Origin of the sequence: Sulfuricystis multivorans, assembly GCF_003966565.1 — a bacterium.
Classification (GTDB): domain Bacteria; phylum Pseudomonadota; class Gammaproteobacteria; order Burkholderiales; family Rhodocyclaceae; genus Sulfuricystis; species Sulfuricystis multivorans.
In genome coordinates this window covers 1,854,173-1,880,045 of sequence record NZ_AP018718.1, presented here as the reverse complement: position 1 = coordinate 1,880,045, position 25,873 = coordinate 1,854,173, and the positions used below count along the sequence as shown (strand labels likewise).

Sequence of the window (25,873 nt, the reverse complement as noted above, 5' to 3'; positions counted from 1 at the left end):
ATGAGCGCAAATCTTTCCGCCGTCGCCTATCTGGGCGCCACCATCCTGTTCATCCTCAGTCTCGGAGGGCTGTCGAACCCGGAAACCGCGCGGCGCGGCAATCTCTACGGCATCACTGGCATGGCGATCGCGGTGCTCGCCACCGTTTTCGGCCCGCGCGTGACGCTCGCCGGGCTGCCCTGGATCGTCGCAGCGATGGTCGTTGGCGGCTCGATCGGCCTCTACGCGGCGAAGATCGTCAAGATGACGCAGATGCCGGAGCTGGTTGCGTTGATGCACAGCCTGGTGGGCCTGGCCGCCTGTCTGGTGGGTTTTGCCAGCTACATCGACACCTCGCAGCCGCTCGCCGGCGCCGAAAAGCTGATCCATGAGCTGGAAATCTATGTCGGTATCTACATCGGCGCGGTGACCTTCTCCGGCTCGCTCGTCGCCTTCGCCAAGCTCTCCGGCAAGATTTCCGGCAAGCCGCTGCTGCTGCCGGGCCGCCATGCGCTCAATCTCGTGCTGGCGCTGATGGTGATCTACTTTGGCTATGCCTTCTTGCACGCAGACAGCATTGCCGCGGGCATGACGCCGCTGATCGTGATGACCGTGATTGGCCTCTTGTTCGGCATCCACATGGTGATGGCGATCGGCGGTGCCGACATGCCGGTGGTCGTCTCGATGCTCAACTCCTACTCGGGCTGGGCGGCGGCCGCCACCGGTTTCATGCTGTCGAATGACCTATTGATCGTCGTCGGCGCGTTGGTGGGTTCGAGCGGCGCGATCCTCTCCTACATCATGTGCCGGGCGATGAACCGCAACTTCCTCTCGGTGATCGCCGGCGGCTTCGGCACCGGGGAAGGGCAGAAAATCGGCGCTGGGGAAGCGGCACCGGCCGGTGAGGTGAATCCGATCACGGCCGCCGAGACTGCCGAGCTACTGAAAGAAGCGAAGAACGTGATCATCGTGCCTGGCTACGGCATGGCGGTGGCGCAAGCGCAGCACACCGTCTCCGAGATCGTCCGGCTACTGCGCGAGAAGGGCGTCAATGTGCGCTTCGGCATCCACCCGGTGGCCGGGCGCATGCCGGGACACATGAACGTGTTGCTGGCCGAAGCCAAGGTGCCCTACGACATCGTGCTGGAGATGGACGAGATCAACCCGGACTTTCCGGACACCGACGTCGCGCTGGTGATCGGCGCCAACGACATCGTCAATCCGGCGGCGCAGGAAGTGCCCGGCAGCCCGATCGCGGGCATGCCGGTGCTCGAAGTCTGGAAGGCGAAGACCTCGATCGTGATGAAGCGCTCGATGGCCTCCGGCTATGCCGGCGTCGACAATCCGCTGTTCTACAAGGAGAACAACCGGATGCTGTTCGGCGATGCGAAGAAGACGCTGGATGAGGTGCTGGCGGCGTTGAAAGGCTGAGATTCCGGCACGGGCGACGCCCGCGCCGGGGAGCGCTCATTCGACGCGAATCTCGATACGCTTCGGTTGCGCGTGTGCCGCCTTCGGGATGCGCAGCTTCAGCACGCCGTTGGTGAATTCGGCGCCGACCTTGTCGCTGTCGAGCTCCTTGGAGAGCGTGAACACCCGCCGGTAACGCGGCAGATTCACCTCGGCGTGCAGCGATTCCATGCCCTCCGGCATGGTGAGCGCCACTTCCCCTTCGATGGTCAGCGTATCCGCTTCCACCAGCAGGTTCAGCTTGTCTTTCGGCACGCCGGGCAGATCCGCCGTCAGCGTGATGCCGTTCGCATCCTCGATGACATTCACCGGCGGCAGCAGGCTGGCCTCGGGCTGGGTCGTCTTGCCTTGGGTCTTTTCGATGGCTGTCGTCATGGCGCATTCCTCCTTGTCACTGGATCGCGATGCGGCGCGGAATCGCGGCTTCCTGGCGGGCGATGCTGATGTGCAGCACGCCGTCGCGATACTTCGCCGTCGCGCTGTTCGGGTCGATGTCGTCCGGCAGGGTGATCACGCGGCGGAAACGGCCGGCGAAACGTTCGCCGATGTGCAGCGTCGCTTTTTCCGGCAAGGTCTCCTCGGCGCGTTCGCCGGCGATGGTGAGCACGCCCTTCTCGATCTGTACCTCGATCGCCGCCGGGTCGATGCCCGGCGCGAAGGCGTAGATCTCGACCGATTGCGGCGTGCTGCCGATGTTCAGCGCCGGAAAACCACCGCGCGCACCGCCACGGATGCTTAGATCGAATGCCTGCTGCATGTCACGCTGCAGGCGCTCCAGTTCCGCGAACAGGTCGCGGGGAAACAGTGTGCGATAGACCATGCGTTTTCTCCTCGATAGGTTGGGTGACGGCAGCGGCTGCCGCCTCATGCCGCCGATATGTGCGCTGGTGGGAAAACTTCAAGGGGAGGTCACGGGTACAGGAGGAAGGCTTCCCTGGCCTTCCGCCAGGCTGCTTCGTCAGGATCGGCCAAGGCGTCGAGATCGGCCGGTGTCGCGGCCGGGTCGTCGACCCACTCGCGCAGCAAGGGCGAGCCGTTGATCACGTCGATGGCCAGCCGTTCGGTTTCGTATTCGTACGGGAAGTCGCGCCAGAGGGGATAGTCGGGATAGAGCCGGCGGATCGCCTTGAAGGCGAGTGCCATAAGCCGCCAGGGCTTGAAGCGTCGATGATCGTAGTGCGCCGGATCATCGACGTGGATCTGGATGCCGGCGCACAGCACCCCGGCATGCTTGTGAAAAGTCGGCTCGAACCAGCAGGGACGCAAGGCGCAGCCGGAAAGCCACTGTGGGGCTAGCCGCTGCATTTCGGCGAGTAGCCGTGCGGTGTCGATGTCGGGCGCGCCGAAGAGTTCCAGCGGCCGGGTCGTGCCGCGTCCTTCGGACAGTGTCGTGCCTTCCAGCATCACGGTGCCGGCGTAGCAGCGCGCCATCGACAGATTCGGTGCGTTGGGGCTGGGGTTGATCCAGCTGCGCGTCAAGAGCGGCCAGCCATGGCCGGGCGCGGCCTGCGGCTGCCAGTCGATCATCTCGATCACCTTCAGCTCGACATCCAGAGCAAGGGTCGCGACGAACCAGCGCGCTAGTTCGCCGAACGTCAAGCCGTGGCGCATCGGCATGGGGCCGGCGCCGACGAAGCTTTCCCATCCCGGCCGCAAGAGAAGCCCCTCGACGGGACGGCCGACCGGATTGGGGCGGTCGAGCACCCAGACCGCCTTGCCATGCTGCGCACAAGCTTCGAGCACATAGCGCAGCGTGGTGACGAAGGTGTAGATGCGGCAGCCCAGATCCTGCAGATCGACGAGCAGCGTGTCGAAAGTCTCCATCATCGCGTCGGTCGGTCGCCGCACCGCGCCGTAGAGGCTGAAGATCGGGATGCCGTGGGTCGGATCGACGCAGTCCGGCGATTCGATCATGTTGTCCTGCTTGTCGCCCTTGAGGCCATGCTGCGGACCGAAGGCCGCGGTGAGCTGGATTTCCGGCAGCGCCGACAGGGCATCGAGCGCATGGGTCAGCTCGCGCGACGTCGAGGCCGGGTGAGCAAGCAGCGCGACGCGGCGACCGGCAAGTGGGGCGCGCAGGGCGGCATCTTCGATCAGGCGGTCGAGACCGAATTTCATCCGGGATCAGGAAGCGACCACTGTCTGGCACTGCTCGCCCAGCCCTTCGACGCAGATCCTGACGACGTCGCCGGCCTTGAGGAAGCGTGGCGGCTTCATGCCCATCCCGACGCCGGCGGGCGTGCCGGTGCAGATCACGTCGCCGGGATTGAGCGTCATGAACTGCGAGATGTAGCTCACCAGATACGCGACCGGGAAGATCATGTCGGCCGTGTTGCCGTCCTGGCGCCGCTCGCCGTTGACTTCGCACCAGACCCGCAGGGATTGCGGATCGGGGATCTCGTCGTGCGTGACCAGCCAGGGACCGATCGGCGCGAAGCTGTCGCAGCCCTTGCCCTTGTCCCAGCTGCCACCACGGTTCTTCTGGAAGTCGCGTTCGGAGACATCGTGGAAGGTGACATAGCCGGCGACATGGGAGAGCGCCTGGCTTTCCTCGACGTAACGTGCCGTCTTGCCGACCACCACGCCGAGCTCCGCTTCCCAGTCGGTGTGCGTCGAACCGCGCGGCAGCACGATGTCATCGAAGGGGCCGTTGATCGCAGTGGTGGCCTTCATGAACAACACCGGTTCGGTCGGGATCGCCGCGCCGGTCTCTTTGGCATGGTCGCGGTAATTGAGGCCGACGCCGACGATCTTGCTGATGCCCGTGAAGGGCACGCCCAGCCGCGGCTTGCCTCTGACGACGGGCAGCGTGGCGGGATCGATGCGGGACAGTCGTTTGAGGCCGGCGGGTGACAGCTCCTCCCAGCCGATCGTGGCGCAGTGGGGGGACAGGTCGCGCAGACGACCCTCCCGGTCGATCAGGCCGGGTTTTTCGCGGCCCTTCGAGCCGAAGCGGACGAGTTTCATGCAGGATTCTCCGGTTTCTTGGCAAAGCCGCCCAAGAGGGCGGCGACGGGGCGCAGGGGGCGGCTGGGATGCCGCTGTGCCAGCGCCGATTTTGTTTCCTTCGGCGATGCGGCAGGGACTTCCTTCGGCGTGTAGGGCTTGGAAAAATCGAAGCCGTCTGCGGCGATCATTGGCTGCTTCGGCACGCGCGGCAGATGCGCGGCGGGGTCGGGTAGATGGTCGATCGGCGCCTTCGGCCCGTGGCTGGCGCGTCTGTCCTGCTTGTGCCCGTGCCCGCGGCCAGCGCGCCCCATTCGTTCCTCGCGTTCGACCGCGGGGGCAGCCGCACCGGGCTCGAAGCCCGGGACGACGACGCGTTCGATCGTAAAGCGCGTGAGTTTCTCGATTTCGGCCAGCTGCTTCATCTCTTCGGGGGCGACCAGCGAAGTCGCCTCGCCGGGCTTGCCGGCGCGGCCGGTGCGGCCGATGCGGTGCACGTAGTCCTCGGCGACGCGCGGCAGCTCGTAATTGATCACGTGCGGCAGGTCGTCGATGTCGAGGCCGCGCGCGGCGACGTCGGTGGCGACCAGCACGCGCGCCGCGCCCGATTTGAAGGCTTCGAGAGCGCGGGTTCTCTCTTGCTGGCTCTTGTCGCCATGGATCGCGGTGGCCTGGATACCCTGGCGTTCGAGCCAGGAGGCGAGCCGCGCGGCGCCGAACTTGGTGCCGACGAAGACCAGCACCTGGCACATCGCCGGATCCTCGAGCAGATGCTTGAGTAGGTAACGTTTCCGCTCGGCGGCGACCGGGTGCACGCGGTGGGTGATGGTCTCGGACACCGTGTTGCGGCGCGCGACCTCGATCAACAGCGGGCTTTTCAACATCGCGTCGGCGAGCTTCTTGATCTCGTCCGAGAAGGTCGCCGAGAACAAGAGACTCTGGCGCGTCGTCGGCAAGAGTTTCAGGATGCGCTTGATGTCCGGAATGAAGCCCATGTCGAGCATGCGGTCGGCTTCGTCGAGCACGAGGAATTCGACGGCGCCGAAATTCACCGTCCTCTGCTCGACGTGGTCGAGCAGGCGGCCGGGGGTCGCAACGACGATCTCGCGCCCTTCCTTGAGCGCATTGATCTGGGCCTTCATGTCCACGCCGCCATAGATGCACACCGAACGCAACGGCAGATACTTGCCGTAGGTCTTGACCGATTCCTCGACCTGCATCGCCAGTTCGCGCGTCGGCGTCAGGATCAGCGCGCGCACCGGATGGCGGGCGGGGGAAGGGCTGGTGTTGGCGTGGCGGGCGAGCTTGTGCAAAAGCGGCAGGGTGAAGCTGGCGGTCTTGCCGGTGCCGGTCTGCGCGCCGCCCATCACGTCATGGCCGGCGAGCACGGCGGGAATCGCCTGAGCCTGGATCGGCGTCGGTTCGAGATAGCCGGCATCCTGCACGGCCCGCAATATTTCGGGCGAGAGCCCAAGGTCGGTGAATTTCATCGGTGCTCCGGTTGTAGTCGCGCGCCAGATCGTCCAGAGACTGCGCCGGTTCAGGCAGGGCGACGATGCGGAGGTGAAGCGGGTCCAACCGGCGGGACCGGCGTCGATTCTACGGCAGTTCAAGTAGATCTGCGCGCTGGCGCTGCCGGGGCGTCGCTCGGGGATGCCGCGGCCGGGCTGGGCTTCGCCTTCGCAGCGGACTCGTCCGTTGCGGGTTTGTCCTCGGCGGGCTTGCGCGCTGAGCTCGAACTGCTCGGCACGATCGGGATGTTGTTCTCGCGCATGTAGGCGTCCATGTCGCGCCAGCCGGCATAGATCGCCGCCTTCGAGGCCTTCGGGTTGAGCTTGTAGCAATCTTCGAGCGCCCGGCCGCTGTGCCGGCAGGCGCCGCCGATCGCGCGTCCTTCGGCCTCGCGGGCCGCTTCCACTTTGGCGGGATCGGGAAAACCGAGCTGCTCACAGCCGGCGGCGAGCAGGCAGCCGAGCAGGACGGGGACGAAATTGCGGAAAAATTGCGCCATCACGTCCGCAGTTTACGGCAAATACGCACTTGCCCTGTCGCTGGAATAGATGGTGGAAATGCGCGGCTTCTGTCGCGTTACACTGCGCGTTTTCCTTCCGCTCGATTGGAAACGATGAAACGCAGTTTGCTCTCTCTGGCCGCTGGCGTGCTGCTGGCCATGCCTGGTTTGCTCCAGGCAGCCCCCAAGACGAAGCACGCCGCCGCGCCGGTGGCGCCCACGCCGCCTCAGGAAATCGTCTTGCGCCACGCGCTGTCCGGGCCGCCGCTCGATGCGCTCGCCACCCTGGTGGTGCGCTTCAACGATAACGAGGCCAAGCTCAAAAGCGGTGCCGGGCGCATCGTGCTCGAGGATGTCCAAGGGGTTACCGACCGTGCGCGGCTGCCACATCTGGCCTTGTTCGACCAGGACGACGCCCTGGCCATGTTCGGCACCCGGCCGCGTTTTCTGCCGCTTTCGGTCGTGATGAAGACAGGGAAACAGTCTTTCGATGCCAAGGCGTTCTACCCACAGGTGTTCGATGCCGTCGATGACCTCGCCGGCCGGATGGTGGCCTTGCCGCTGGCGCTGTCGGTGCCGGTGCTGTTCTACAACAAGACGGCTTTCACCCAGGCGGGGCTGAATCCGGACACCCCTCCGAAAACCTGGTGGGAGGTGCAGGAAGCCGCCGGCAAGCTGCGTGAGGCCGGATGGAAATGCCCGCTCACCAGCTCGCGCTTTGCCTGGATCCATGTCGAGAACATCGCCGCGCAGCACGGTGAGCCGATCACCCTGAAAGAGGGCAAGCAGGACCGGCTGGCGATCAACAACATGGTCAATGTCAAGCACATGGCATTGCTGACGAGCTGGCAGAAGAGCCTGTACTTCGTCTATTCCGGCCCGGGCCGAGAAGGCGACGAGCGTTTCGCCCAAGGCGAATGCGCGATGCTCACCGGGGAGTCGTCTCTATATGCGCTGCTCAAACGCCTGCAGCCTGAATTCCCGCTCGGCGTCGCTGCGCTGCCCTATTACGATGATGTCTATGGCGCGAAGCCCAAACAGGTGCTGCCGGACGGCGCTGCGCTGTGGGTGCTGGCAGCGGACAAGAAACCACAACGGCAAGTCATTGCGCGCTTCATCGCCTTCCTGATGCGCCCCGAGGTGCAGCGCGACTGGGTGCGCGCCACCGGTTTTCTGCCGATGACTCCGGCGGCCATGCAGGCGCTGCGCGAATCCGGCCTCTCGCCGGCGATTCTCGCCGAGGCCGAGGCGCGCTTGATGATGCAAAAACGCGATGCCGCGCGCACCAAGAGCGGTTTCGGCAAGAGCCGCATCCGCGCGATCCTCGACGAGGAAATCGAATACGTCTGGGGCAACCAAAAGCCGCCGAAAGCTGCGCTCGACGCCGCGGTGGCGCGCGCGGCGCCGATCCTTGCGCCGATGACGGCCAAACCGTGATCCGCTATCCAAGAATCATCGCGCACCGCTGCGGCGGACATCTGGCGATGGAAAACTCCATTGCCGGCCTGCTGGCCGCAAAGCACGCCGGCTGCCGGGCGGTCGAGTTCGACGTGATGCTCACGCGCGATGCCGTGCCGATCCTGATGCACGACGCCACCCTCGACCGCACCACGCGCTGCCAGGGCGTGGTGGCCGACATGACACTGGCCGAGATTCGCGCCTGCGATGCGCGTGTGCCGACGCTCGGTGAGGCGATCGGCATGTGTGAGCGGCTCGGCCTGTGGGCGAACGTCGAGCTCAAGCCCGCGACAGGTCGCGCGACGGAGACGGGCGCGGTCGTCGGCCGGTGGTTGGCGCGTCACTGGCATGGCAATGGGGTTGTGTCTTCATTCAGCGAAGATGCGGCGGCTCGAGCTCGGCACGAACTGCCGAACGCGGCCTTCGCGCTCTTGTGCGATCGGCTGCCCGAGGACTGGCAGGCACGGCGGGAGCGTCTCGGTGCGGTGGCCGTGCATCTGAATGCAGCCCATGCGGACGAGGCGATGGCACACGACTTGGCCAGCGCGGGCATTGCCTGGGCGGCGTGGACGGTGAATGATGCCGCGCTGGCGCAGCGGATGTTTTCACTCGGCGCGGCGGCAATTTTCACCGACCGGCCCGACCTGTGCTAGCCCAGGCATTGAAACAATTGCTTGCAATCGGCTCATGGCGCACTTACAACTTTCTGCGGTAATGCGCAGTGTGGGATGTCCCATGCCAATCAAAGGAGAGAAAACCATGAAAATCCACCCGCTTGCCGCCGCCGTCATCGCCTCGATCGCTTTTTCCGCTTTTGCTCAGACCGCCACGCCGGGCATCGACCAGCGCCAGATGAACCAGGAGCGGCGTATCGATCAGGGCATCGCCTCCGGCCAATTGACCGCGCGCGAAGCCGCCCGCCTCGAGCGCGGCCAGGACCGCATCGATGCGATGGAGAATCGCGCCAAGGGCGACGGCGTGGTCACCGCCCGCGAGCGCGCCCGCATCCAGTATGCCCAGAACGTCGAGAGCCGCCGCATCTATCGCCAGAAGCATGACCGTCAGCATCGCTGAGCCAGTGCCTGCCGAGTCGTCGCAGCCCGCCGCCGGCGGGCTTTTTGTTGTCTGCTTCGCGTAGAATCCACTGCCACGTCAAGCACTTCCGGGCAAGGCCATGAAAAGCGCAGAAATCCGCGAAAAGTTCCTCAAGTTCTTCGAGTCCAAGGGCCACACCATCGTGCCGTCGTCGTCGCTGGTGCCGTTCGACGACCCGACGCTGCTGTTTACCAACGCCGGCATGAACCAGTTCAAGGATGTCTTCCTCGGCTTCGACAAGCGGCCCTATACGCGCGCCACCACCGCGCAGAAATGCGTGCGCGCCGGCGGCAAGCACAATGACCTGGAGAACGTCGGCTATACCGCGCGGCATCACACCTTCTTCGAAATGCTCGGCAACTTCAGCTTCGGTGATTACTTCAAGCGGGACGCGATCAAATATGCCTGGGAGCTCTTGACCGAGGTCTACAAGCTGCCGGCCGAGAAGCTGTGGGTCACCGTCTATGCCGAGGACGACGAGGCCTATGACATCTGGACCAGGGAAGTCGGCGTGCCCATCGAGCGCACGGTGCGCATCGGCGACAACAAGGGCGGCCGCTACATGTCCGACAACTTCTGGATGATGGGCGATACCGGTCCCTGCGGCCCCTGCACCGAGATCTTCTACGACCACGGCCCTGGCATTCCCGGCGGGCCGCCCGGCTCGCCCGACGAAGACGGCGACCGTTACATCGAGATCTGGAATCTCGTCTTCATGCAGTTCAACCGCGACGAGGCCGGCGTGATGCACCCGCTGCCCAAGCCTTCCGTCGACACCGGCATGGGCCTCGAGCGCATCGCCGCGGTGCTGCAGGGCGTGCACAGCAATTACGAGATCGATCTGATGCAGGCGCTGGTCAAGGCCGCGGCACGCGAAACCGGACAGACGAACCCCGACCAGCCCTCCTTGCGCGTTCTGGCCGATCACATCCGCGCATCGAGCTTCCTCTTGGCCGACGGCGTGATTCCCGGCAATGAAGGCCGCGGCTTCGTCCTGCGGCGCATCATCCGCCGCGCGATCCGCCACGGCTGGAAACTCGGCGTACGGCAGCCGTTCTTCCATCGTCTGGTGCCCGATCTGGTCGCCGAGATGGGCGCTGCCTATCCGGAACTCGCGGCAGCGCAGGCGAAGGTGATGGAGATGCTGAAGCTCGAAGAAGAGCGCTTCTTCGCCACCATCGAGCATGGCATGGCGATCGTCGAGGGCCAGCTCGACGCAATGAAGCAGCAGGGCGCCAAGGTGTTCGATGGTGCGACGGCCTTCAAGCTGCACGACACCTACGGCTTCCCGCTGGATCTGACCGCCGACATCTGCCGCGAGCAGGGCATGACGGTCGATGCCGCCGCCTTCGACGCCGCGATGGCCCAGCAGAAGGCGCAGGCCCGTGCGGCCGGCAAGTTCAAGATGGCCGCCCAGCTCGATTACGAAGGGCCGGCGACGCACTTTCGCGGTTACGAGACGCTCGAAGCCAAAGGCAACATCCTCGCGCTCTACAAGGAAGGCGCGCCGGTCAATGAGCTCGATGAGGGTGAGCAGGGCGTGGTGGTGCTGGACGAGACGCCGTTCTATGCCGAGTCCGGCGGCCAGGTCGGCGACCGCGGCGTGTTTCAGTCGGTGCATGGCATCTTCGCCGTCGAGGACACGCAGAAGATCCAAGCCAACGTTTTTGGCCATCATGGCATCGTCAAGACTGGCAAACTCACCGTCGGCAATGGCGTGACGGCGAAAGTCGACATTCAGGCGCGAAGTCGCACCATGCGCCACCATTCGGCCACCCACCTGATGCACAAGGCGCTGCGCGAAGTGCTCGGGCCCCATGTGCAGCAGAAGGGGTCATTGGTCGACCCGGACAAGACGCGCTTCGATTTCGCGCACAACGCGCCCCTGACGACGGATGAAATCCGCAAGGTCGAAGCCCTCGTCAATGCCGAGATCCTCGCCAACCTAGCCACCGAAGCGCGCGTGATGCCGTTGGCCCAGGCGCAAAAGAGCGGCGCGATGATGCTGTTCGGCGAGAAATACGGCGATGAAGTGCGCGTGCTGACGATCGGTTCGTCGCTGGAACTCTGTGGCGGCACGCACGTTTCCCGCACCGGCGATATCGGTCTGTTCAAGATCGTCAGTGAAAGCGGGGTAGCCGCTGGCATCCGCCGCATCGAGGCCGTGTGCGGCGACGTCGCGCTCGCTTGGGTCCAGGCGCAACAGGCCACGCTCGACGCAGTCATGGCCGTTGTGAAGGCGCAGCCACAGGAAGTCGCCCAGAAGGTCGCGCAGGCCGTCGAGCATGCGCGTGCCCTGGAGAAGGAGCTGGCGAGGCTCAAGGCGAAGCTCGCCGCTGCCCAGGGCGACGATCTCGCATCCCGGGCCGTCGAGGTCAAAGGCATCAAGGTGCTGGCCGCGACGCTCGAAGGCGCCGACGTGCCGGCCTTGCGCGAGACGCTGGACAAGCTGAAGGACAGGCTCAAGTCCGCCGTCATCGTGCTGGCCTCGGTTCTCGATCGCAAGGTGAGCCTGATCGCTGGCGTCACCAACGATCTCACTGCGAAGCTGAAAGCCGGCGAGCTGGTCAATGCGGTGGCGCAGCAGGTCGGCGGCAAGGGCGGCGGCCGGCCCGACATGGCGCAGGCCGGCGGCACGCAGCCAGAGCATCTGCCGGCGGCGCTGGCGAGCGTCAAGCGCTGGGTCGAAGCAAAGCTTTGAAGATCGGCGCTGGCAGGACGGCAAGGTTTCAGACTTGACCCGCATCAAGGAACTTCACAGCGCGGGCTCCTAAAGTGACGCCGCCACGGTTGGTGGCGGCAAATACACAAGGGGGCCCATATGAGCGAAGCATTCACTACCTCGACTGCCCGGAACATCTTCTACGGCGGGACGCTGTTCTTCCTGCTGGTGTTCCTGGCGCTGACCTATCAGACCGAGCAGAGCATTCCAGCACGCGACAAGCGCGAAATGCTCGCGGATGCGAAGGTCGTCGCCGGCAAGAAGATCTGGGAGACCAACAACTGCATCGGCTGCCACACGCTGCTCGGCGAAGGCGCCTATTTCGCACCCGAGCTGGGCAATGTCGTCAAGCGTTTGGGCAGCGAAGAGGCGGTCAAGGCGTTCATCAAGAGCCGACCGCCCGAAGGCGTTCCGGGACGGCGCAGCATGCCGCAGTTCAACTTCACGGATCAGCAACTCGACGAGATCGCCGCGTTCCTGAAGTACGTGTCCGAGATCAACACCGCCAAGTGGCCGCCCAACATCCAGGGCTGACCGGCCAACGACGAGGAGAATGAATATGCAATATCAATCCCAAGCCGTCGCGAAGCCGTATTTCATCGCGGCCATCGCGCTGTTCGTCGCGCAGATCCTGTTCGGCCTGATCATGGGCCTGCAGTATGTCGTCGGCGACTTCTTGTTTCCCTACATTCCCTTCAACGTCGCGCGCATGGTGCATACCAACGCGCTGATCGTCTGGCTGTTGATGGGCTTCATGGGGGCTGCCTACTATCTGATTCCAGAGGAATCGGAAACCGAGCTCTACAGCCCGAAGCTGGCGCTGGCGATGTTCTGGATCTTCCTCGTCGCCGCGGGCCTGACCGTGGTCGGCTATCTGACCGTGCCTTATGCGCGGCTGGCGGCGATGACCGGCAACGATCTCTTGCCGACGATGGGCCGCGAGTTCCTCGAACAGCCGACGATCACCAAGCTGGGCATCGTCGTCGTCGCGCTGGCCTTTCTGTTCAACCTGACGATGACGGTGCTCAAGGGCCGCAAGACCGCGGTCAACACCGTGCTGCTGATCGGCCTGTGGGGTCTGGCGGTGCTGTTCCTGTTCTCGTTCGTGAACCCTCACAACGTCGTGCGCGACAAGTTCTACTGGTGGTGGGTCGTGCACCTGTGGGTGGAAGGCGTCTGGGAGCTGATCCTCGGCTCGATTCTCGCCTTCGTGCTGATCAAGGTGACGGGTGTCGACCGTGAAGTGATCGAGAAGTGGCTGTATGTGATCATCACGCTGACGCTGGTCACTGGCATCCTCGGCACCGGCCACCACTACTACTGGATCGGCACGCCGGAATACTGGCAGCTGATCGGCTCGATCTTCTCTGCTTTGGAGCCGATCCCGTTCTTCGCGATGACCCTGTTCGCCTTCAACATGGTCAACCGTCGTCGTCGCGAGCATCCGAACAAGGCGGCCACATTGTGGGCGCTGGGCACCGGCGTGATGGCCTTCCTCGGCGCGGGCGTGTGGGGCTTCCTGCATACTCTTTCGCCGGTGAACTACTACACGCATGGCACGCAGATCACCGCGGCGCATGGTCACATGGCTTTCTATGGCGCCTACGTGATGGCCAACATCACGATGATCAGCTACGCGATGCCGATCCTGCGCGGCCGCGCCGCCAACTCGAACCGCTCGCAGGTCGCCGAGATGTGGGGTTTCTGGCTGATGACGATCTCGATCGTGTTCATCACGCTGTTCCTCACCGCCGCCGGCATCCTGCAAGTCTGGCTGCAGCGCGTCTCCGACAGTCCGTTGCCCTTCATGGTAGCCCAGGAAAACGTCAGCCTGTTCTACTGGATGCGCGAGTGGACCGGCGTGATCTTCCTGATTGGTCTTTTGGTCTATATCTGGAGCTTCTTCATCCCAGGCGAGGGAAAAGCCGCCGCCTGACGATGAACCGCGGAAAGCCGGTGCCGCTCCTCCAGCGCCGACTTTCCGCTTTTTCCCGTTGATTCTTCCCTGTCATGACCGTCCGGCAGCACGGGCACCCGTTGCGCCCCTATCCGCCCGGTGATCTCGCGATCTGGGTGTTCATCCTCGCTGAACTCTCTGCCTTCTTCGCGCTGTTCGCCGCCTATGCCTTCACGCGCCTCAAACATCTCGAGCTGTTCAACGTGATGCAGCGCACGCTGGATACCGACGCCGGCATGATCAACACGCTGCTGTTGATCACCGGCAGCTGGGCAGTGGCGCGCGCGGTCGCGGCGATCAAGGCGAACCATGTGCGCGCCAGCGCAAACTGGCTCCTGATGGCGATCGGCAGTGGGGCCGGCTTTTTGATCGTCAAGTATTTCGAATACGGCGCGAAGTTCGCCGCCGGTATCACGCTGGAAACCAATCTGTTCTTCACCTTTTACATCTCGCTGACGATGTTCCACGCGCTGCATGTCGTGCTGGGCATGGTGATCCTCGGCTTCGTCTGGAAAAAGGCCCGCCGTGGCGGCTACTCGGCGCACGATCACCACGGCATGGAGACCGGCGCCTCTTACTGGCACATGGTCGACCTGGTCTGGATCGTGCTGTTTCCGCTCGTCTATGTGATGCGATGAATACCCATCTGCTGAACGTGCTCTGGGTCGCGCTGCTGGTCGCGACCGTGCTCACCTGGCTGATCGGCAAGACTGCCCATGCCGGCCCGGCAGCGGTGAGCGCCATCCTCGTCATCGCCGCGCTCAAGGGCTGGATGATCATCCAGGATTTCATGGGCTTACGCCGCGTCAAGCTGCTCTGGCGCGGCCTGGTCCTCGGCTGGCTACTGGTGACGCTGGCCGTCATTCTGATCGCTTATTGGCTGGGTCTGAAATAAGCAAATATTGACCGCCATCAACGCCGGCCCCGGCCGGTTTACGCTCCAATAGGAGCATGTTCCGCATCTCCCAGTTCATGCAGGAAATCGCCGCGCCGACCCCGCTTGTGCCGGTGCGCCCGCCGCCGGGCCCGGTGGTGATCTGGAACCTGATCCGGCGCTGCAACCTGACCTGTAAGCATTGCTACTCGATTTCCGCCGACAAGGATTTCGCCGGCGAGCTTGCGACCGACGAGGTCTTCCGCGTCCTAGAAGACCTCAAGGCGTTCAAGGTGCCAGCGCTGATCCTCTCCGGTGGCGAGCCGCTGCTGCGACCGGATTTCTTCGCGATCGCGCGCCAGTGCAAGGCGATGGGCTTCTTCACCGCGCTGTCGTCGAACGGCACGCTGATCGACGCGGCGATGATGGAAAAAATCGTGCCGATCGGCTTCGACTATGTCGGCATCAGTCTCGATGGGCTCAAGCACACCCATGATCGCTTCCGTCGCATGGCCGGCGCCTTCGACAAGTCCCTCACCGCGATCCGCCTGTGCCGCGACGCCGGGCTCAAGGTCGGCGTGCGCTTTACCCTCACCCAGGACAACTTCGCCGATCTGCCGGGATTGCTCGCGCTCATCGACGACGAGGGCATCGACCGCTTCTACTTTTCGCACCTCAATTACGCCGGGCGCGGCAACAAGAACCGCAAGGACGACGCGCAGCACCGCATGACGCGGGCAGCGATGGATCTCTTGTTCGACACCTGCTGGGCCGACCAGCAAAAGGGGCTGAAGAAGGAATTCACTAGCGGCAACAACGACGCCGACGGCGTTTATCTGCTCCACTGGGTGCGGCGCCGTTTCCCTGACAAGGCTAAACACATCGAAGCGAAATTGAAGCAATGGGGCGGCAATGCCTCCGCTGTCCATGTCGCCAACATCGACAATCTCGGCAACGTGCATCCGGACACGATGTGGTGGCATCACACGCTCGGCAATGTGCGTGAAAGGCCATTCGGGGAAATCTGGCAGGACGTTTCCGATCCGCTGATGGCAGGACTCAAGCAGCGGCCGCGGCCGGTGAAGGGGCGCTGCGCAGGCTGCGCCTATCTTTCCATCTGCAACGGCAACACCCGCGTGCGCGCCCAGCAGCTGACGGGTGACCCATGGGCCGAAGATCCGGGCTGTTATCTCCTCGATGAGGAAATCGCATGAACAAGTTCGTCTTTGCATTCGGCATCGCACTCGCCGCTGCCGTGCTGCCTGCGCCGAGTTTCGCGGCCGGGCCGCAAGCGCTCTTCCAGGAACACTGCGCTTCCTGTCACGCTCCCGACCGTCTCGGCCTCACCGGCCCGGCGCTGCTGCCGGAAAGCCTGGCTCGATTGAGGAAGGCCGACGCGGTGAAAACCATCACGCAAGGTCGCGCCGCGACGCAGATGCAGGGCTTTGCCGACAAACTGACCCAGGACGAAATCGCCGCGCTGGTCGATTGGATCTACACGCCGGTCGAGCCTGCGCCCAGCTGGAGCGAAGCGCAGATTCGCGCCTCGCGCATCGTGCATCGCACCGGCTTGCCCGACCATCCTGCCGCAGTTTTCCAAGGCGTGGACATGATGAACCTGTTCATCGTCGTCGAGACCGGCGATCACCATGTGACGGTGCTCGATGGCGACCGGCTCGAACCGATCGCGCGCGTGCCGACGCGCTATGCGCTGCACGGTGGGCCGAAATTCACCCCAGACGGCCGTTATGTGTTCTTCGCCTCGCGCGATGGCTGGATCAGCAAGTTCGATCTGTGGAACCTCGAGACCGTCACCGAGATCCGCGCCGGCCTCAATACGCGCAACGTCGCCGTCTCCGGCGACGGGAAATACGTGGCAGTGGCAAACTATCTGCCGCATACGCTGGTGCTGCTCGATGCCGATCTCAACCTGATCAAGGTGCTTCCGGCCGTGACACTCGACGGTAAAGCCGAATCACGTGTCTCCGCCGTCTACGACGCCGCGCCGCGTAAGAGTTTCGTCGCCGCGTTGAAGGACATCCCGGAACTGTGGGAAATTTCCTACGATCCGCAGGCGCCGCTGATCTTCGATGGTTACGTACATGACTACAAGATGGCCGAAGGGCTTGCCAAACCCGGTTTTCTCAACGTGCGCCGGACGCTGCTGGGAACACCGCTCGATGACTTCTTTTTCGATGCTTCCTATGCGAACGTGATGGGGGCCAGTCGCAGCGGCAAGTCACAGGTGGTCAACCTCGATATCCATAGCAAAATCGCCGACCTTGATCTGCCCGGTATGCCGCACCTCGGTTCCGGCATCGCATGGCAGTGGCAGGGGCGGTCGGTGATGGCGACTCCTGACCTCAAGGAAAACCTGGTCTCGGTGATCGACATGCAGACTTGGAAGTTGGTGAAGCGGATCCCTACCCCTGGCCCCGGCTTCTTCCTGCGCAGCCACGAAAACACGCCCTATGCCTGGGCAGACGCGATGATGGACAAAAAAAACAAGGATACGCTGACGGTGATCGACAAGGGTTCGCTCGAGGTCGTTGCGCAGGTGAACACCGATCCGGGTAGGACCTTGGCGCACATCGAGTTCGACCGTTACGGAAGGTATGCGCTGGCGAGCCTGATGGAACGCAAAGCGGATGGCGGCGCCATCATCGTCTTCGACGCGCAGACCTTCAAGGAGATCAAGCGCATCCCGATGGACAAGCCGGTCGGCAAGTACAACCTCTTCAACAAGATCAGCCGTTCGGAGGGCACATCACATTGATGACGATGGCCGATCTGCGATGGGCACGTTTCTGGCTTGGCACGTCGCTGTTGCTCGTGTCGTTGATCGGTGCCGCCAAGGCCGCTGTGCCCAACGCCGTGATGCTTTCCATTCCGTGCGGCGGTTGTCACGGCACACTCGGCAGCAGTGCCGGGCCGAGCATTCCGAGTCTCGCCGGTATGCCGAAAGATTACTTCGTCGCCTCCATGCAGCGCTTCAAGCGCGATGGGCGCGCGACGATCATGGCGCGCCTGGCTCGCGCTTATTCGGATATCCAGATCGAAACCATGGCGGAATTCTTTGCCCGTCTGCGGCCGATGCCGCAAAACGGCCCGCTCGACAGTGCGTTGGTGAAACGCGGGGCGAGCGTCTTTTACAAGCTGTGCCGAACTTGCCATCTCGACAAGGGGGCGCTGTGGCGACAGATTCATCAATCCCGGGAATTCGACCGCGAGTGCTTACGGTGCCATCAGGACTATGGTGCGGAGAAAACCATACCGTTACCCATGATCGCCGGGCAGTGGCCCGAGTATCTGAAACTCGAGCTGCAAAATTTCAAGCGTGGGGTGCGTGGGATGTCGAAACGCAAGGCTCAGAAGCTGGAAGCCCTCGCGCCGGAAGACATCGATGCCGTGGCGCAGTTCTACGCCAGCCAGAAGGATGTCGAACGCTGGTCGCAATGACATGCCCGACGTTTTCCGACGGACAATGAACAGCGGCACGATCATTTTGCAGGAAATTGACCCTTGTCAAGGTAAGGACGTGCGTTCGAGAGGATGCTTATCAATGTAGGCGATGGGTGCGCCTATGTTCATTCACTTGTCCCGGGAGGATTCAGATGAAGCAGTTCAAATTCAAGCACTTCGCGCTGGGGGTTCTGCCAATGGCGATGGCTGCCGCATTCGGTCAGGCGGCCGCCGAGGAAGGTCACAAGGGGGTTACCGCGGCCGAGGCGCAATATCAGACCGGCGGCTCACCGCTCGCCGGCGTCGAGATGTACCACGACATCAACCCGAAAGCGCCACCGATGACCAAGGCGGAGTTCGAGAAGGGCAAGCAGATCTTCTTCCAGCGCTGTGCCGGCTGTCACGGGGTGCTGCGCAAGGGGGCCACCGGCAAGCCACTGACGCCGGACATCACGATCAACCGCGGTAGCGAGTATCTAAAGACCTTCATCACCTACGGATCGCCTGCGGGCATGCCGAACTGGGGAACCTCTGGCGAGCTGACGCCCGAGGAAGTCGACATCATGGTGCGCTACGTTCAGCAGACGCCGCCCGCACCGCCAGAGTTCGGCATGAAGGAAATGATGGCAAGCTGGAAGGTCATCGTGCCGCCCGAGCAGCGGCCGAAGAAGAAGATGAACAACTACAATCTGTCGAACCTGTTCTCGGTGACGTTGCGCGACGCCGGCGAGGTGGCATTGATCGATGGCGACACCAAGAAGATCATCAACATCGTCAAGACCGGCTATGCGGTGCATATCTCACGTCTGTCGGCCTCCGGCCGCTACCTCTATGTCATCGGCCGCGATGCCAAGCTGAACCTGATCGATCTGTGGATGGAGAAGCCCGACAATGTCGCCGAACTCAAGATCGGCCTCGAGGCGCGTTCTGTCGAGACTTCGAAATACAAGGGCTACGAGGACAAGTATGCGATCGCTGGTTCCTACTGGCCGCCGCAATACGTGATCATGGAAGGCGACACGCTCAAGCCCCTCAAGATCGTCAGCACGCGCGGCATGACGGTCGATGGCGAATACCACCCCGAACCCCGCGTCGCTGCCATCGTCGCCTCGCACTTCCATCCCGAATTCGTCGTCAATGCCAAGGAAACCGGTAAGGTGCTGATGGTCAATTACACCGACCTGAACAACCTGAGGGTCACCGCCATCGATGCGGCGAAGTTCCTCCATGACGGCGGTTATGAGTCGACCCATCGTTACTTCATGGATGCGGCCAATGCCTCCAACAAGATCGCGGTGATCGATACCAAGGAGGATAAGCTCGTCAAGCTGATCGAGGTCGGCAAGACGCCACATCCTGGTCGCGGCGCGAACTTCATCGATCCGAAGTATGGTCCGGTCTGGGCGACCACTCACCTGGGCGACGAGACCATCTCGGTGATCGGCACCGACCCGGTGAAGCACAAGGAATACGCCTGGAAGGTGGTGCGCACGTTGAAACACAACGGCGGCGGTTCGTTGTTCATCAAGACCAATCCGAAGTCCCGCAACCTGTGGGTCGATGCGCCGCTCAACCCGGATCCGAAGGTCAGTCAGTCCATCTGCGTGTTCGATATCGGCAATCTCGACAAGGGCTGCGAGACGCTGCCGATCGCGGAATGGGCAGGACTCAGCGATGATGGCGCCAAGCGCGTCGTTGAGCCGGAGTACAATGCCGCCGGCGACGAAGTCTGGTTCTCCGTCTGGAGCGCTAAAAACAAGCAGTCGGCGGTCGTCGTGGTCGATGACAAGACGCGTAAGCTGAAGACGGTGATCAAGGATCCGCAGCTGATCACGCCGACCGGCAAGTTCAACGTCAACAACACGCAGCACGACATCTATTGAGCATCGTTCGCAACGCGGCAACGGGAAACATTTGCCGCGTTGCCTCTGGCGGGTGGCATGGCTGGACTTGCAACCATCCAGAATCTTGCCATCCGCCGATCCGGCGAGCCGAAAGCGGCAAAGCGGTAACATATCGGCAATGCCGTTCTGGCAGTGTCGATGCTGTTCCGCTTAGCGACGAAGATGATGAGAAATGTGTATGTTTCCCTTCTTGCCGGTGCGTTTGTCTGGTGCCGGTTTCTGTTCTAGCGGGGAAGACTTGATTTTGGAGAAACTTTCCCCGGCGACGCGCCAAGAGATCGAGATGCGCTGCGCCCCCTGTCACGGTGTCGAGAAAGAGAGTGCCAACGCGATCTACCCACGCCTGACTGCGCAGTATCCGAACTATCTGGTCACTCAGCTCAAGGACTTCGGCAAGCGCGAGCGCACCAACGACAATGCCGTGATGCACAGCATCGCCAGCAAGCTCACCGAGCTCGAAATGCACGCCGTCGCCGTCTATCTCGGTGGCCAGCAGTAGGCAGACGCGATGCGCATCCCTGTCCTGCTCCTCGCCCTGTGGTTCCCCGCCTGGGCGTTTGCCGGCAGCGCGGAACCCGTGTCGTCGGAGATGATTCGTCTGGTGCGCCAGGATTGCGGCGCCTGCCACGGCATGACGCTCAAAGGGGGGTTGGGCAAACCGCTCACCCGCGAGGCGCTTTCCGGCTTTTCGCCCGAGGCGCTCACTGTGATCATCCTCCACGGCAAGGAAGGCACGGCGATGCCGCCGTGGAAATCGCTGCTTTCCGAAGCCCAGGCGCGCTGGATCGCCGAGCAGCTGCTCGCCGGCTTTCCCGAGGAGGCGCAGCCATGAGGCGCTGGTTGCTCACCCTCTGCTGCATCTTCCTGGCGGCCTGCGCACAGACGCCGCCGTCGGCGTTGCGCGGCAGCGGCGATTTGGGTCTCATCATCGAGCGCGCCAGCGGCAGTGTCGTGGTGGTCGAGACGACGCACAAGCGCGCGTTGGGCCGCATCGAGGGCTTGGGCGATCTGTCGCATGCCTCGACGGTGTTCTCGCGCGACGGCCGCTATGCCTATGTCTTCGGCCGCGATGGCGGGCTCAGCAGAGTCGATCTGCTCGAGCAGAAGATCGTCAAGCGCGTGATGCAGGCGGGCAACAGCATCGGCGGTGCGATTTCCCAGGATGGGCGTCTGGTCGTCGCGCAGAATTACGAGCCGGGCGGCATCAAGGTCTTCGATGCCGAAACACTCGAGCTGCTCTCCGAAGTCCCGGCGGGCTCGAAGGTCGTGGGCTTGGTGGATCTGCCCGGGCAGAAATTCGCCTATGCGCTGTTCGACAAGGGCGAGATCTGGGTCACCGATCTCGCCGATCCGCGTGCGCCGAAAACGCAGAAATTCCCGGCCGGTCGGCAACCCTACGACGGTCTGGTGACGCCGGATGGCCGCTACTATCTCGCCGGGCTGTTCGGCGAGGATGGCGTCGCGCTGCTCGACACCTGGCGGATGGATCTGGGCACGCGCAAGATCCTCGAAAACTACGGCAAGGGCGAGCAGAAGCTGCCGGTGTTCAAGATGCCGCACCTGCGGGGTTGGGCCGTGGCGGGCGATTATGTCTATCTGCCGGCGATCGGCCGCCACGAGGTGCTGGTCGTCGACCGGCGCGACTGGCGCGAGGTCGGGCGCATCGCGGTGAAAAGCCAGCCGGTGTTCGTGATGGCGCGCCCCGATGGCCGGCAGATCTGGGTGAATTTCGCCCACCCCGACAATGGCTGGGTGCAGGTGATCGATACCCTGTCCGGCAAGGTGGTGGCAACCCTGCAACCGGGCAGGGCGATCCTGCACATGGAATTCACGCCGCGCGGCGAAGCCGTTTGGCTGTCGGCGCGCGATGATCATCGCGTGATCGTTTTCGACACGCAGCATTTCGAGCGGTTGGCGGAACTGCCGGCGAAGAGCCCGTCGGGCATTTTCTTCACCAGCCGTGCGGCGAGGATGGGATTCTGATGAACGCGCCCTCGCCCGCCCAGCAGCAGCTCGAGATCCGTCTGCTCAACGACTTCCAGCACGATTTCCCGCTCGTGCCGGCGCCGTTTTCCGCGCTCGCGCGCCGGCTCGACAGCGACGAGGCGACGGTGCTCGCCGCTTGCCGCCGCTTGCAGGAAACCGGCGCGATCAGCCGCATCGGCGCGGTGTTCGCGCCACGCAGCGTGGGCGCCAGCACGCTCGCTGCGCTGGCGGTGCCGCCCGAACGGCTCGATGCCGTCGCTGCGCTGGTCAATGCTCATCCCGGCGTGAATCACAACTACGAGCGCGAGCACCGCTTCAACCTCTGGTTCGTCGCCACGGCGGCCGACGCCCCTGCGCTCGAAGCCTTGCTGACCGAGATTCACGCCGAGACGGGGTTGGAGCCGATCGCGCTGCCGCTCGTCGAGGAATACCACATCGATCTCGGCTTCGATCTGCTGCACGGCGGCAAGAGACCGCGGTCGCCGGCGCGGCCTTGTCTCCCGGTCGAGACCTCCGCGCTCGATCGCCGGCTGATCGCCGCGCTGCAGCCGGGGCTGCCGCTCGTGCCGCATCCCTTCGCGGAGCTTGCCGCCAAGATCGGGATCACGGAATCGGCGCTGATCGAACGGCTCGACCAATGGCTGGAAGCTGGCTGCATCAAGCGCTTCGGCATCGTCGTGCGCCATCACGAGCTGGGTTTCACGGCCAACGCGATGGTGGTGTTCGACGTGCCGGACGATCGAGTCGCCGAGATCGGCAGGCGTCTGGCACGCGAGCCGGAGGTGACGCTGTGCTACCGGCGCGCGCGCCATCTGCCCGAATGGTCCGCCAATCTCTATTGCATGGTGCATGGCCGCTCGCGCGGCGAGGTCGAGCAGGTGATCGAACGCCTGCGCGCGATCGCCGCTCATCCAGCCCAGGCGCTGTTTTCCCGGCGGCGCTTCAAGCAGTGCGGCGCGAGATATTTCGATGCCGCAGCGGGATGACATCGCGCTCGACGCGACCGACCGGGCGCTGATCAATGCGCTGCAAGGCGGCTTTCCGCTGTGCGATGAGCCCTACCGCGCAGTGGGCGAATCCTTGGGACTTTCCGAGAGCGAAGTCATCGCGCGGCTTGCCGCGCTGCTCGAGCGCAGGGTGCTCACCCGTTTCGGCCCGCTCTATCAGATCGAAAAGCTCGGCGGCGCCTTCGTGCTCGCCGCGCTGAAAGTGCCGGAAGAGCGTTTCGACGAGGTCGCCGCCGCGGTGAATGCGCTGCCCGAGGTGGCGCACAATTATCGCCGCGAACATGCGTTCAACATGTGGTTCGTACTGGCCACCGAAACGCCGGAGGGAATCGCTGCGGCGATCGAGAAGATCGAGTCCGACACCGGTCTGACCGTATTCGCCTTCCCGAAGGAGCGCGAATATTTCGTGGAGCTGAAGCTCGATGCCGGATGAGACCGACCGTCGCCTGATCCTCGCGACTCAGGCCGGCCTGCCGCTGGTGCCGCGGCCCTGGCAGGCGCTCGCCGACATGCTCGGCATTGCGCCGCAGGAGGTCAAGGCGCGTCTGGCGGCGATGCTGGCTACAGGCGCGATCCGCCGCATCGGCGCGGTGCCGAACCATTACGCGCTCGGCTATCGCTTCAATGGCATGACGGTCTGGGATGTCGACGATGCCGACGTCGACCGGCTCGGCAGACAGGTCGGCGCACTGCCGTTCGTCAGCCACTGCTATCGGCGACCGCGCCATCTGCCCGACTGGCCTTACAACCTGTTCGCGATGGTGCACGCCAAAAGTCGAGAAGCCGCGCTGGCGCAGGTCGAACGCATCGCCGCGCTGCTCGGCTCGGCCTGTCGCGCACACGATGTGCTGTTCAGCAGCCGCATCCTAAAGAAGACCGGCCTCCGTCTCGCCGAGTGAGCGGCTGCTGCGACCGAATGTCGCAGCCCAGGGACGCGAGCCTTTCCGCATCCTGGCGGATAATTCGTCCATGCAGAACCATGAAATCCAGCGTCTGACGACGATCCGCCGCCGGCTGGCGCTGCTGCGCTGGTGGCTGATCGGTGCGCTCACCCTGGCGGTGCTGGCGGGGCCGACCTTACTCGACATCGCGCTGCCGTTGTCGCCCCTGCTGTCCTTGCTGGCCCTCCTGGCGGTCTTCAATCTGGTCATCCAGGTCTGGGGCGGCGAAGAGGACTTCCGCCCGCTGGATCTCGCCGGGCAGCTCGCGGTGGATCTCGTCGCGATGGGCGTGATGCTTTATCTCACCGGCGGGGCGACCAATCCGCTGATCTCGCTGCTCCTCTTGCCGGTGGCGGTCGCGGCGTTCGCCTTGCCGGCACGCTGGGCGGTCGGGCTGGCCACGCTGGCGATCGGCATCTATTCACTGTTGATGCTCTATTCGCTGCCGCTGCCGGTAGCCGATGTCGCACGCGCGACACGCCTGCACCTTTCCGGCATGTGGCTGACCTTCGTCGTCTCGGTGCTATTGCTGGTCTGGTTCGTCACGCGGATGACCCAGGCATTGCGCGAGCGCGATCTCGAACTGGCGGCCGCGCGTGAGGAGGCGCTGCGTGACGCGCAGGTCGTCGCGCTCGGCCAGCTGGCCGCCGGTGCCGCTCACGAGCTGGGCACGCCGCTGGCGACGATGAACGTGCTCGCCGGCGAGCTCGCCGCTGATCCCCGCCTGCCCGAGGAGGCGCGCGCCGATCTCGATCTGCTGCGCCGGCAGATCGGCATCTGCAAGGAGATCGTCGGCGGGCTGACCCAAAAGGCCGGCATCGAACGCGCGCAGCAGCTCATGGCCGCGGACGTTTGGCTGGAGAATCTGCTCGCCCGCTGGCGCACGCTGTGGCCGAGCGCGGTCTGCACGCTAAAGATCGAGACGCCCGGGACGCCGCCACGGCTGATGCCCGAGGCGGCGATCGAACAGGCGATCACCAACCTGCTCAACAATGCGGCGAAGATCGCGCCCCAGCAGATCCGTGTGCTGCTCGGTTGGAATGACCAGAGGCTGATCATCGCCGTCCAGGATCGCGGCCCGGGCTTCCCGTCCGAGGTGTTGCGCCGCTGCGGCGCCGAACCACTGGCGCCGGTGGCCGAGGGCAGCGGCATCGGCCTGTGGCTGACGCGCGCCGCCGTCGAGCGTCGCGGCGGCCGGCTCCGGCTGGAAAATCGCGAGGGTGGGCAGGCGACCATCGAACTGCCATTGGGAGAAACTGCATGAGTGAATCGGTGCTGGTCATCGATGATGACACCACTTTCAACGCCGTGCTGACGCGCGCCCTGACGCGGCGCGGCTATGAAGCCAGGGGCGCGACGGATGCCGAATCGGCCTTGATCCTGGCGCGGCAGTCGCCACTCGATGCCGTGGTACTCGACCTCAACCTCGGCAGCAGTTCTGGCCTGCAGCTGATTCGCCCGCTGCTCGAGATTGCGCCGCACTGTCGCATCGTCGTGCTGACCGGTTATGCGAGCATCGCCACGGCGGTCGAGGCCATCAAGCTCGGTGCGGTGCAATATTTCGCCAAGCCCGTCGAGGTCGAGGCGATCATCGCTGCATTCGCCGCGACCGAGGGCGAGCCAGCCGCGGCGGCCGAGGTGCCGAGTGATCCGCTCTCGGTCAGCCGGCTCGAATGGGAGCACATCCAGCGCGTGCTGCATGAGCATGACGGTAACATCTCCGCCACCGCGCGGGCCCTGAAGATGCATCGGCGTACCCTGCAGCGCAAGCTGGCCAAGCGGCCGGCGAGGCTCTGATCGTGCGACGGGACCGGCGGGGGAGGTGCCGTCCCACCCGCGCCGATTTGGGAGCGCGCGAAAAAACGCTTGGCGAATCGAAAGATTTTGCTAGAATGCGCGACTCGATCCATCGAGAGCCGATGCGTCGAGAACCGATGCGGAGTGGTAGTTCAGTCGGTTAGAATACCGGCCTGTCACGCCGGGGGTCGCGGGTTCGAGTCCCGTCCACTCCGCCAACGAACGTTCCCAGGGGTGCCTGAGCGATCTGGCACCCTTTCTCGT

General features: G+C 63.9%; 27 protein-coding genes and 1 tRNA gene. 22 read left to right on the top strand and 6 right to left on the bottom strand.

The features are described 5' to 3' along the window. Positions 1-1,410, top strand: coding sequence for a Re/Si-specific NAD(P)(+) transhydrogenase subunit beta (gene pntB / locus EL335_RS09465; RefSeq protein ID WP_126446323.1), 1,410 nt, complete (start codon positions 1-3; stop codon positions 1,408-1,410). Positions 1,411-1,446: 36 nt separating this feature from the next. Here the strand turns inward: pntB and EL335_RS09460 are convergent, their stop codons facing one another. From EL335_RS09460 to EL335_RS09435, 6 genes are all read right to left on the bottom strand, one after another. Continuing rightward, a complete protein-coding gene (locus EL335_RS09460; protein WP_126446321.1) occupies positions 1,447-1,824 on the bottom strand; it encodes an Hsp20/alpha crystallin family protein in 378 nt (125 codons plus the stop codon). Between the two features lie 16 nt (positions 1,825-1,840). After that, complete coding sequence (locus EL335_RS09455) at positions 1,841-2,269, bottom strand: Hsp20/alpha crystallin family protein (RefSeq protein ID WP_126446319.1); 429 nt, start codon at positions 2,267-2,269, stop codon at positions 1,841-1,843. An 89-nt stretch (positions 2,270-2,358) separates the two neighbouring features. Next, positions 2,359-3,567, bottom strand: a complete 1,209-nt coding sequence (locus EL335_RS09450; protein WP_126446317.1) for an exo-beta-N-acetylmuramidase NamZ family protein — start codon at positions 3,565-3,567, stop codon at positions 2,359-2,361. A 6-nt stretch (positions 3,568-3,573) separates the two neighbouring features. Continuing rightward, positions 3,574-4,416, bottom strand: coding sequence for a fumarylacetoacetate hydrolase family protein (locus tag EL335_RS09445; RefSeq protein ID WP_126446315.1), 843 nt, complete (start codon positions 4,414-4,416; stop codon positions 3,574-3,576). After that, the gene (locus EL335_RS09440; RefSeq protein ID WP_126446313.1) at positions 4,413-5,885 is read right to left on the bottom strand and encodes a DEAD/DEAH box helicase; all 1,473 of its coding nucleotides are present in this window, start codon (positions 5,883-5,885) and stop codon (positions 4,413-4,415) included. Before EL335_RS09440 ends, EL335_RS09445 begins: the two co-directional genes overlap by 4 nt. 119 nt (positions 5,886-6,004) lie before the next feature. Next, positions 6,005-6,406 (bottom strand): hypothetical protein, encoded by a 402-nt coding sequence (locus EL335_RS09435; RefSeq protein WP_126446311.1) that lies wholly within the window; start codon positions 6,404-6,406, stop codon positions 6,005-6,007. A gap of 114 nt (positions 6,407-6,520) precedes the next feature. Between EL335_RS09435 and EL335_RS09430 the strand changes: the two genes are divergently transcribed. The 21 genes from EL335_RS09430 (at position 6,521) to EL335_RS09330 (ending at position 25,827) form a co-directional block, all read left to right on the top strand. Continuing rightward, positions 6,521-7,843 carry an extracellular solute-binding protein gene (locus EL335_RS09430; RefSeq protein ID WP_126446309.1) on the top strand — a complete coding sequence of 441 codons (1,323 nt, stop codon included), beginning with the start codon at positions 6,521-6,523 and terminating at the stop codon, positions 7,841-7,843. After that, the gene (locus tag EL335_RS09425; RefSeq protein ID WP_126446307.1) at positions 7,840-8,517 is read left to right on the top strand and encodes a glycerophosphodiester phosphodiesterase family protein; all 678 of its coding nucleotides are present in this window, start codon (positions 7,840-7,842) and stop codon (positions 8,515-8,517) included. Before EL335_RS09430 ends, EL335_RS09425 begins: the two co-directional genes overlap by 4 nt. Before the next feature lie 106 nt (positions 8,518-8,623). Then, positions 8,624-8,938 carry a hypothetical protein gene (locus EL335_RS09420; RefSeq protein ID WP_126446305.1) on the top strand — a complete coding sequence of 105 codons (315 nt, stop codon included), beginning with the start codon at positions 8,624-8,626 and terminating at the stop codon, positions 8,936-8,938. Between the two features lie 100 nt (positions 8,939-9,038). Beyond that, positions 9,039-11,660: an alanine--tRNA ligase gene (alaS, locus tag EL335_RS09415; protein ID WP_126446303.1), complete on the top strand. Its 2,622-nt coding sequence runs from the start codon at positions 9,039-9,041 to the stop codon at positions 11,658-11,660. Between the two features lie 120 nt (positions 11,661-11,780). Then, on the top strand, positions 11,781-12,215 hold the full coding sequence (locus tag EL335_RS09410) for a c-type cytochrome (protein WP_126446301.1): 435 nt from the start codon (positions 11,781-11,783) through the stop codon (positions 12,213-12,215). A 25-nt stretch (positions 12,216-12,240) separates the two neighbouring features. Beyond that, positions 12,241-13,617, top strand: a complete 1,377-nt coding sequence (locus EL335_RS09405) for a cbb3-type cytochrome c oxidase subunit I (RefSeq protein WP_126446299.1) — start codon at positions 12,241-12,243, stop codon at positions 13,615-13,617. A gap of 74 nt (positions 13,618-13,691) precedes the next feature. After that, complete coding sequence (locus EL335_RS09400) at positions 13,692-14,276, top strand: cytochrome c oxidase subunit 3 family protein (protein ID WP_126446297.1); 585 nt, start codon at positions 13,692-13,694, stop codon at positions 14,274-14,276. Beyond that, entirely contained in the window at positions 14,273-14,533 is a 261-nt protein-coding gene (locus EL335_RS09395) for a cytochrome C oxidase subunit IV family protein (protein ID WP_126446295.1), read from the top strand. The genes EL335_RS09400 and EL335_RS09395 overlap by 4 nt, the downstream gene beginning before the upstream one ends. 56 nt (positions 14,534-14,589) lie before the next feature. Further along, the gene (gene nirJ, locus EL335_RS09390) at positions 14,590-15,726 is read left to right on the top strand and encodes a heme d1 biosynthesis radical SAM protein NirJ (protein WP_126446293.1); all 1,137 of its coding nucleotides are present in this window, start codon (positions 14,590-14,592) and stop codon (positions 15,724-15,726) included. Next, positions 15,723-17,288 (top strand): nitrite reductase, encoded by a 1,566-nt coding sequence (locus EL335_RS09385; protein ID WP_126446291.1) that lies wholly within the window; start codon positions 15,723-15,725, stop codon positions 17,286-17,288. The genes nirJ and EL335_RS09385 overlap by 4 nt, the downstream gene beginning before the upstream one ends. 5 nt (positions 17,289-17,293) lie before the next feature. After that, complete coding sequence (locus EL335_RS09380; protein ID WP_126446289.1) at positions 17,294-17,971, top strand: c-type cytochrome; 678 nt, start codon at positions 17,294-17,296, stop codon at positions 17,969-17,971. Between the two features lie 155 nt (positions 17,972-18,126). After that, entirely contained in the window at positions 18,127-19,857 is a 1,731-nt protein-coding gene (locus EL335_RS09375) for a nitrite reductase (RefSeq protein ID WP_126446287.1), read from the top strand. 199 nt (positions 19,858-20,056) lie between these two features. Further along, complete coding sequence (locus EL335_RS14495; RefSeq protein ID WP_284155315.1) at positions 20,057-20,377, top strand: c-type cytochrome; 321 nt, start codon at positions 20,057-20,059, stop codon at positions 20,375-20,377. A 9-nt stretch (positions 20,378-20,386) separates the two neighbouring features. Continuing rightward, on the top strand, positions 20,387-20,710 hold the full coding sequence (locus EL335_RS09365) for a c-type cytochrome (RefSeq protein WP_126446285.1): 324 nt from the start codon (positions 20,387-20,389) through the stop codon (positions 20,708-20,710). Further along, positions 20,707-21,861: a cytochrome D1 domain-containing protein gene (locus EL335_RS09360; RefSeq protein ID WP_126446283.1), complete on the top strand. Its 1,155-nt coding sequence runs from the start codon at positions 20,707-20,709 to the stop codon at positions 21,859-21,861. The genes EL335_RS09365 and EL335_RS09360 overlap by 4 nt, the downstream gene beginning before the upstream one ends. Next, entirely contained in the window at positions 21,861-22,850 is a 990-nt protein-coding gene (gene ahbB, locus EL335_RS09355; protein ID WP_126446281.1) for a siroheme decarboxylase subunit beta, read from the top strand. The genes EL335_RS09360 and ahbB (EL335_RS09355) overlap by 1 nt, the downstream gene beginning before the upstream one ends. Then, the gene (locus EL335_RS09350; protein ID WP_126446279.1) at positions 22,834-23,304 is read left to right on the top strand and encodes an Lrp/AsnC family transcriptional regulator; all 471 of its coding nucleotides are present in this window, start codon (positions 22,834-22,836) and stop codon (positions 23,302-23,304) included. Before ahbB (EL335_RS09355) ends, EL335_RS09350 begins: the two co-directional genes overlap by 17 nt. After that, positions 23,294-23,770: a siroheme decarboxylase subunit beta gene (ahbB, locus tag EL335_RS09345; RefSeq protein WP_126446277.1), complete on the top strand. Its 477-nt coding sequence runs from the start codon at positions 23,294-23,296 to the stop codon at positions 23,768-23,770. Before EL335_RS09350 ends, ahbB (EL335_RS09345) begins: the two co-directional genes overlap by 11 nt. Before the next feature lie 70 nt (positions 23,771-23,840). Next, positions 23,841-25,076, top strand: coding sequence for an ATP-binding protein (locus EL335_RS09340; RefSeq protein WP_126446275.1), 1,236 nt, complete (start codon positions 23,841-23,843; stop codon positions 25,074-25,076). Continuing rightward, positions 25,073-25,609 (top strand): response regulator transcription factor, encoded by a 537-nt coding sequence (locus EL335_RS09335; RefSeq protein WP_126446273.1) that lies wholly within the window; start codon positions 25,073-25,075, stop codon positions 25,607-25,609. Before EL335_RS09340 ends, EL335_RS09335 begins: the two co-directional genes overlap by 4 nt. Positions 25,610-25,750: 141 nt before the next feature. After that, positions 25,751-25,827 (top strand) — tRNA-Asp (locus EL335_RS09330). The last annotated feature ends 46 nt before the right edge of the window (positions 25,828-25,873 follow it).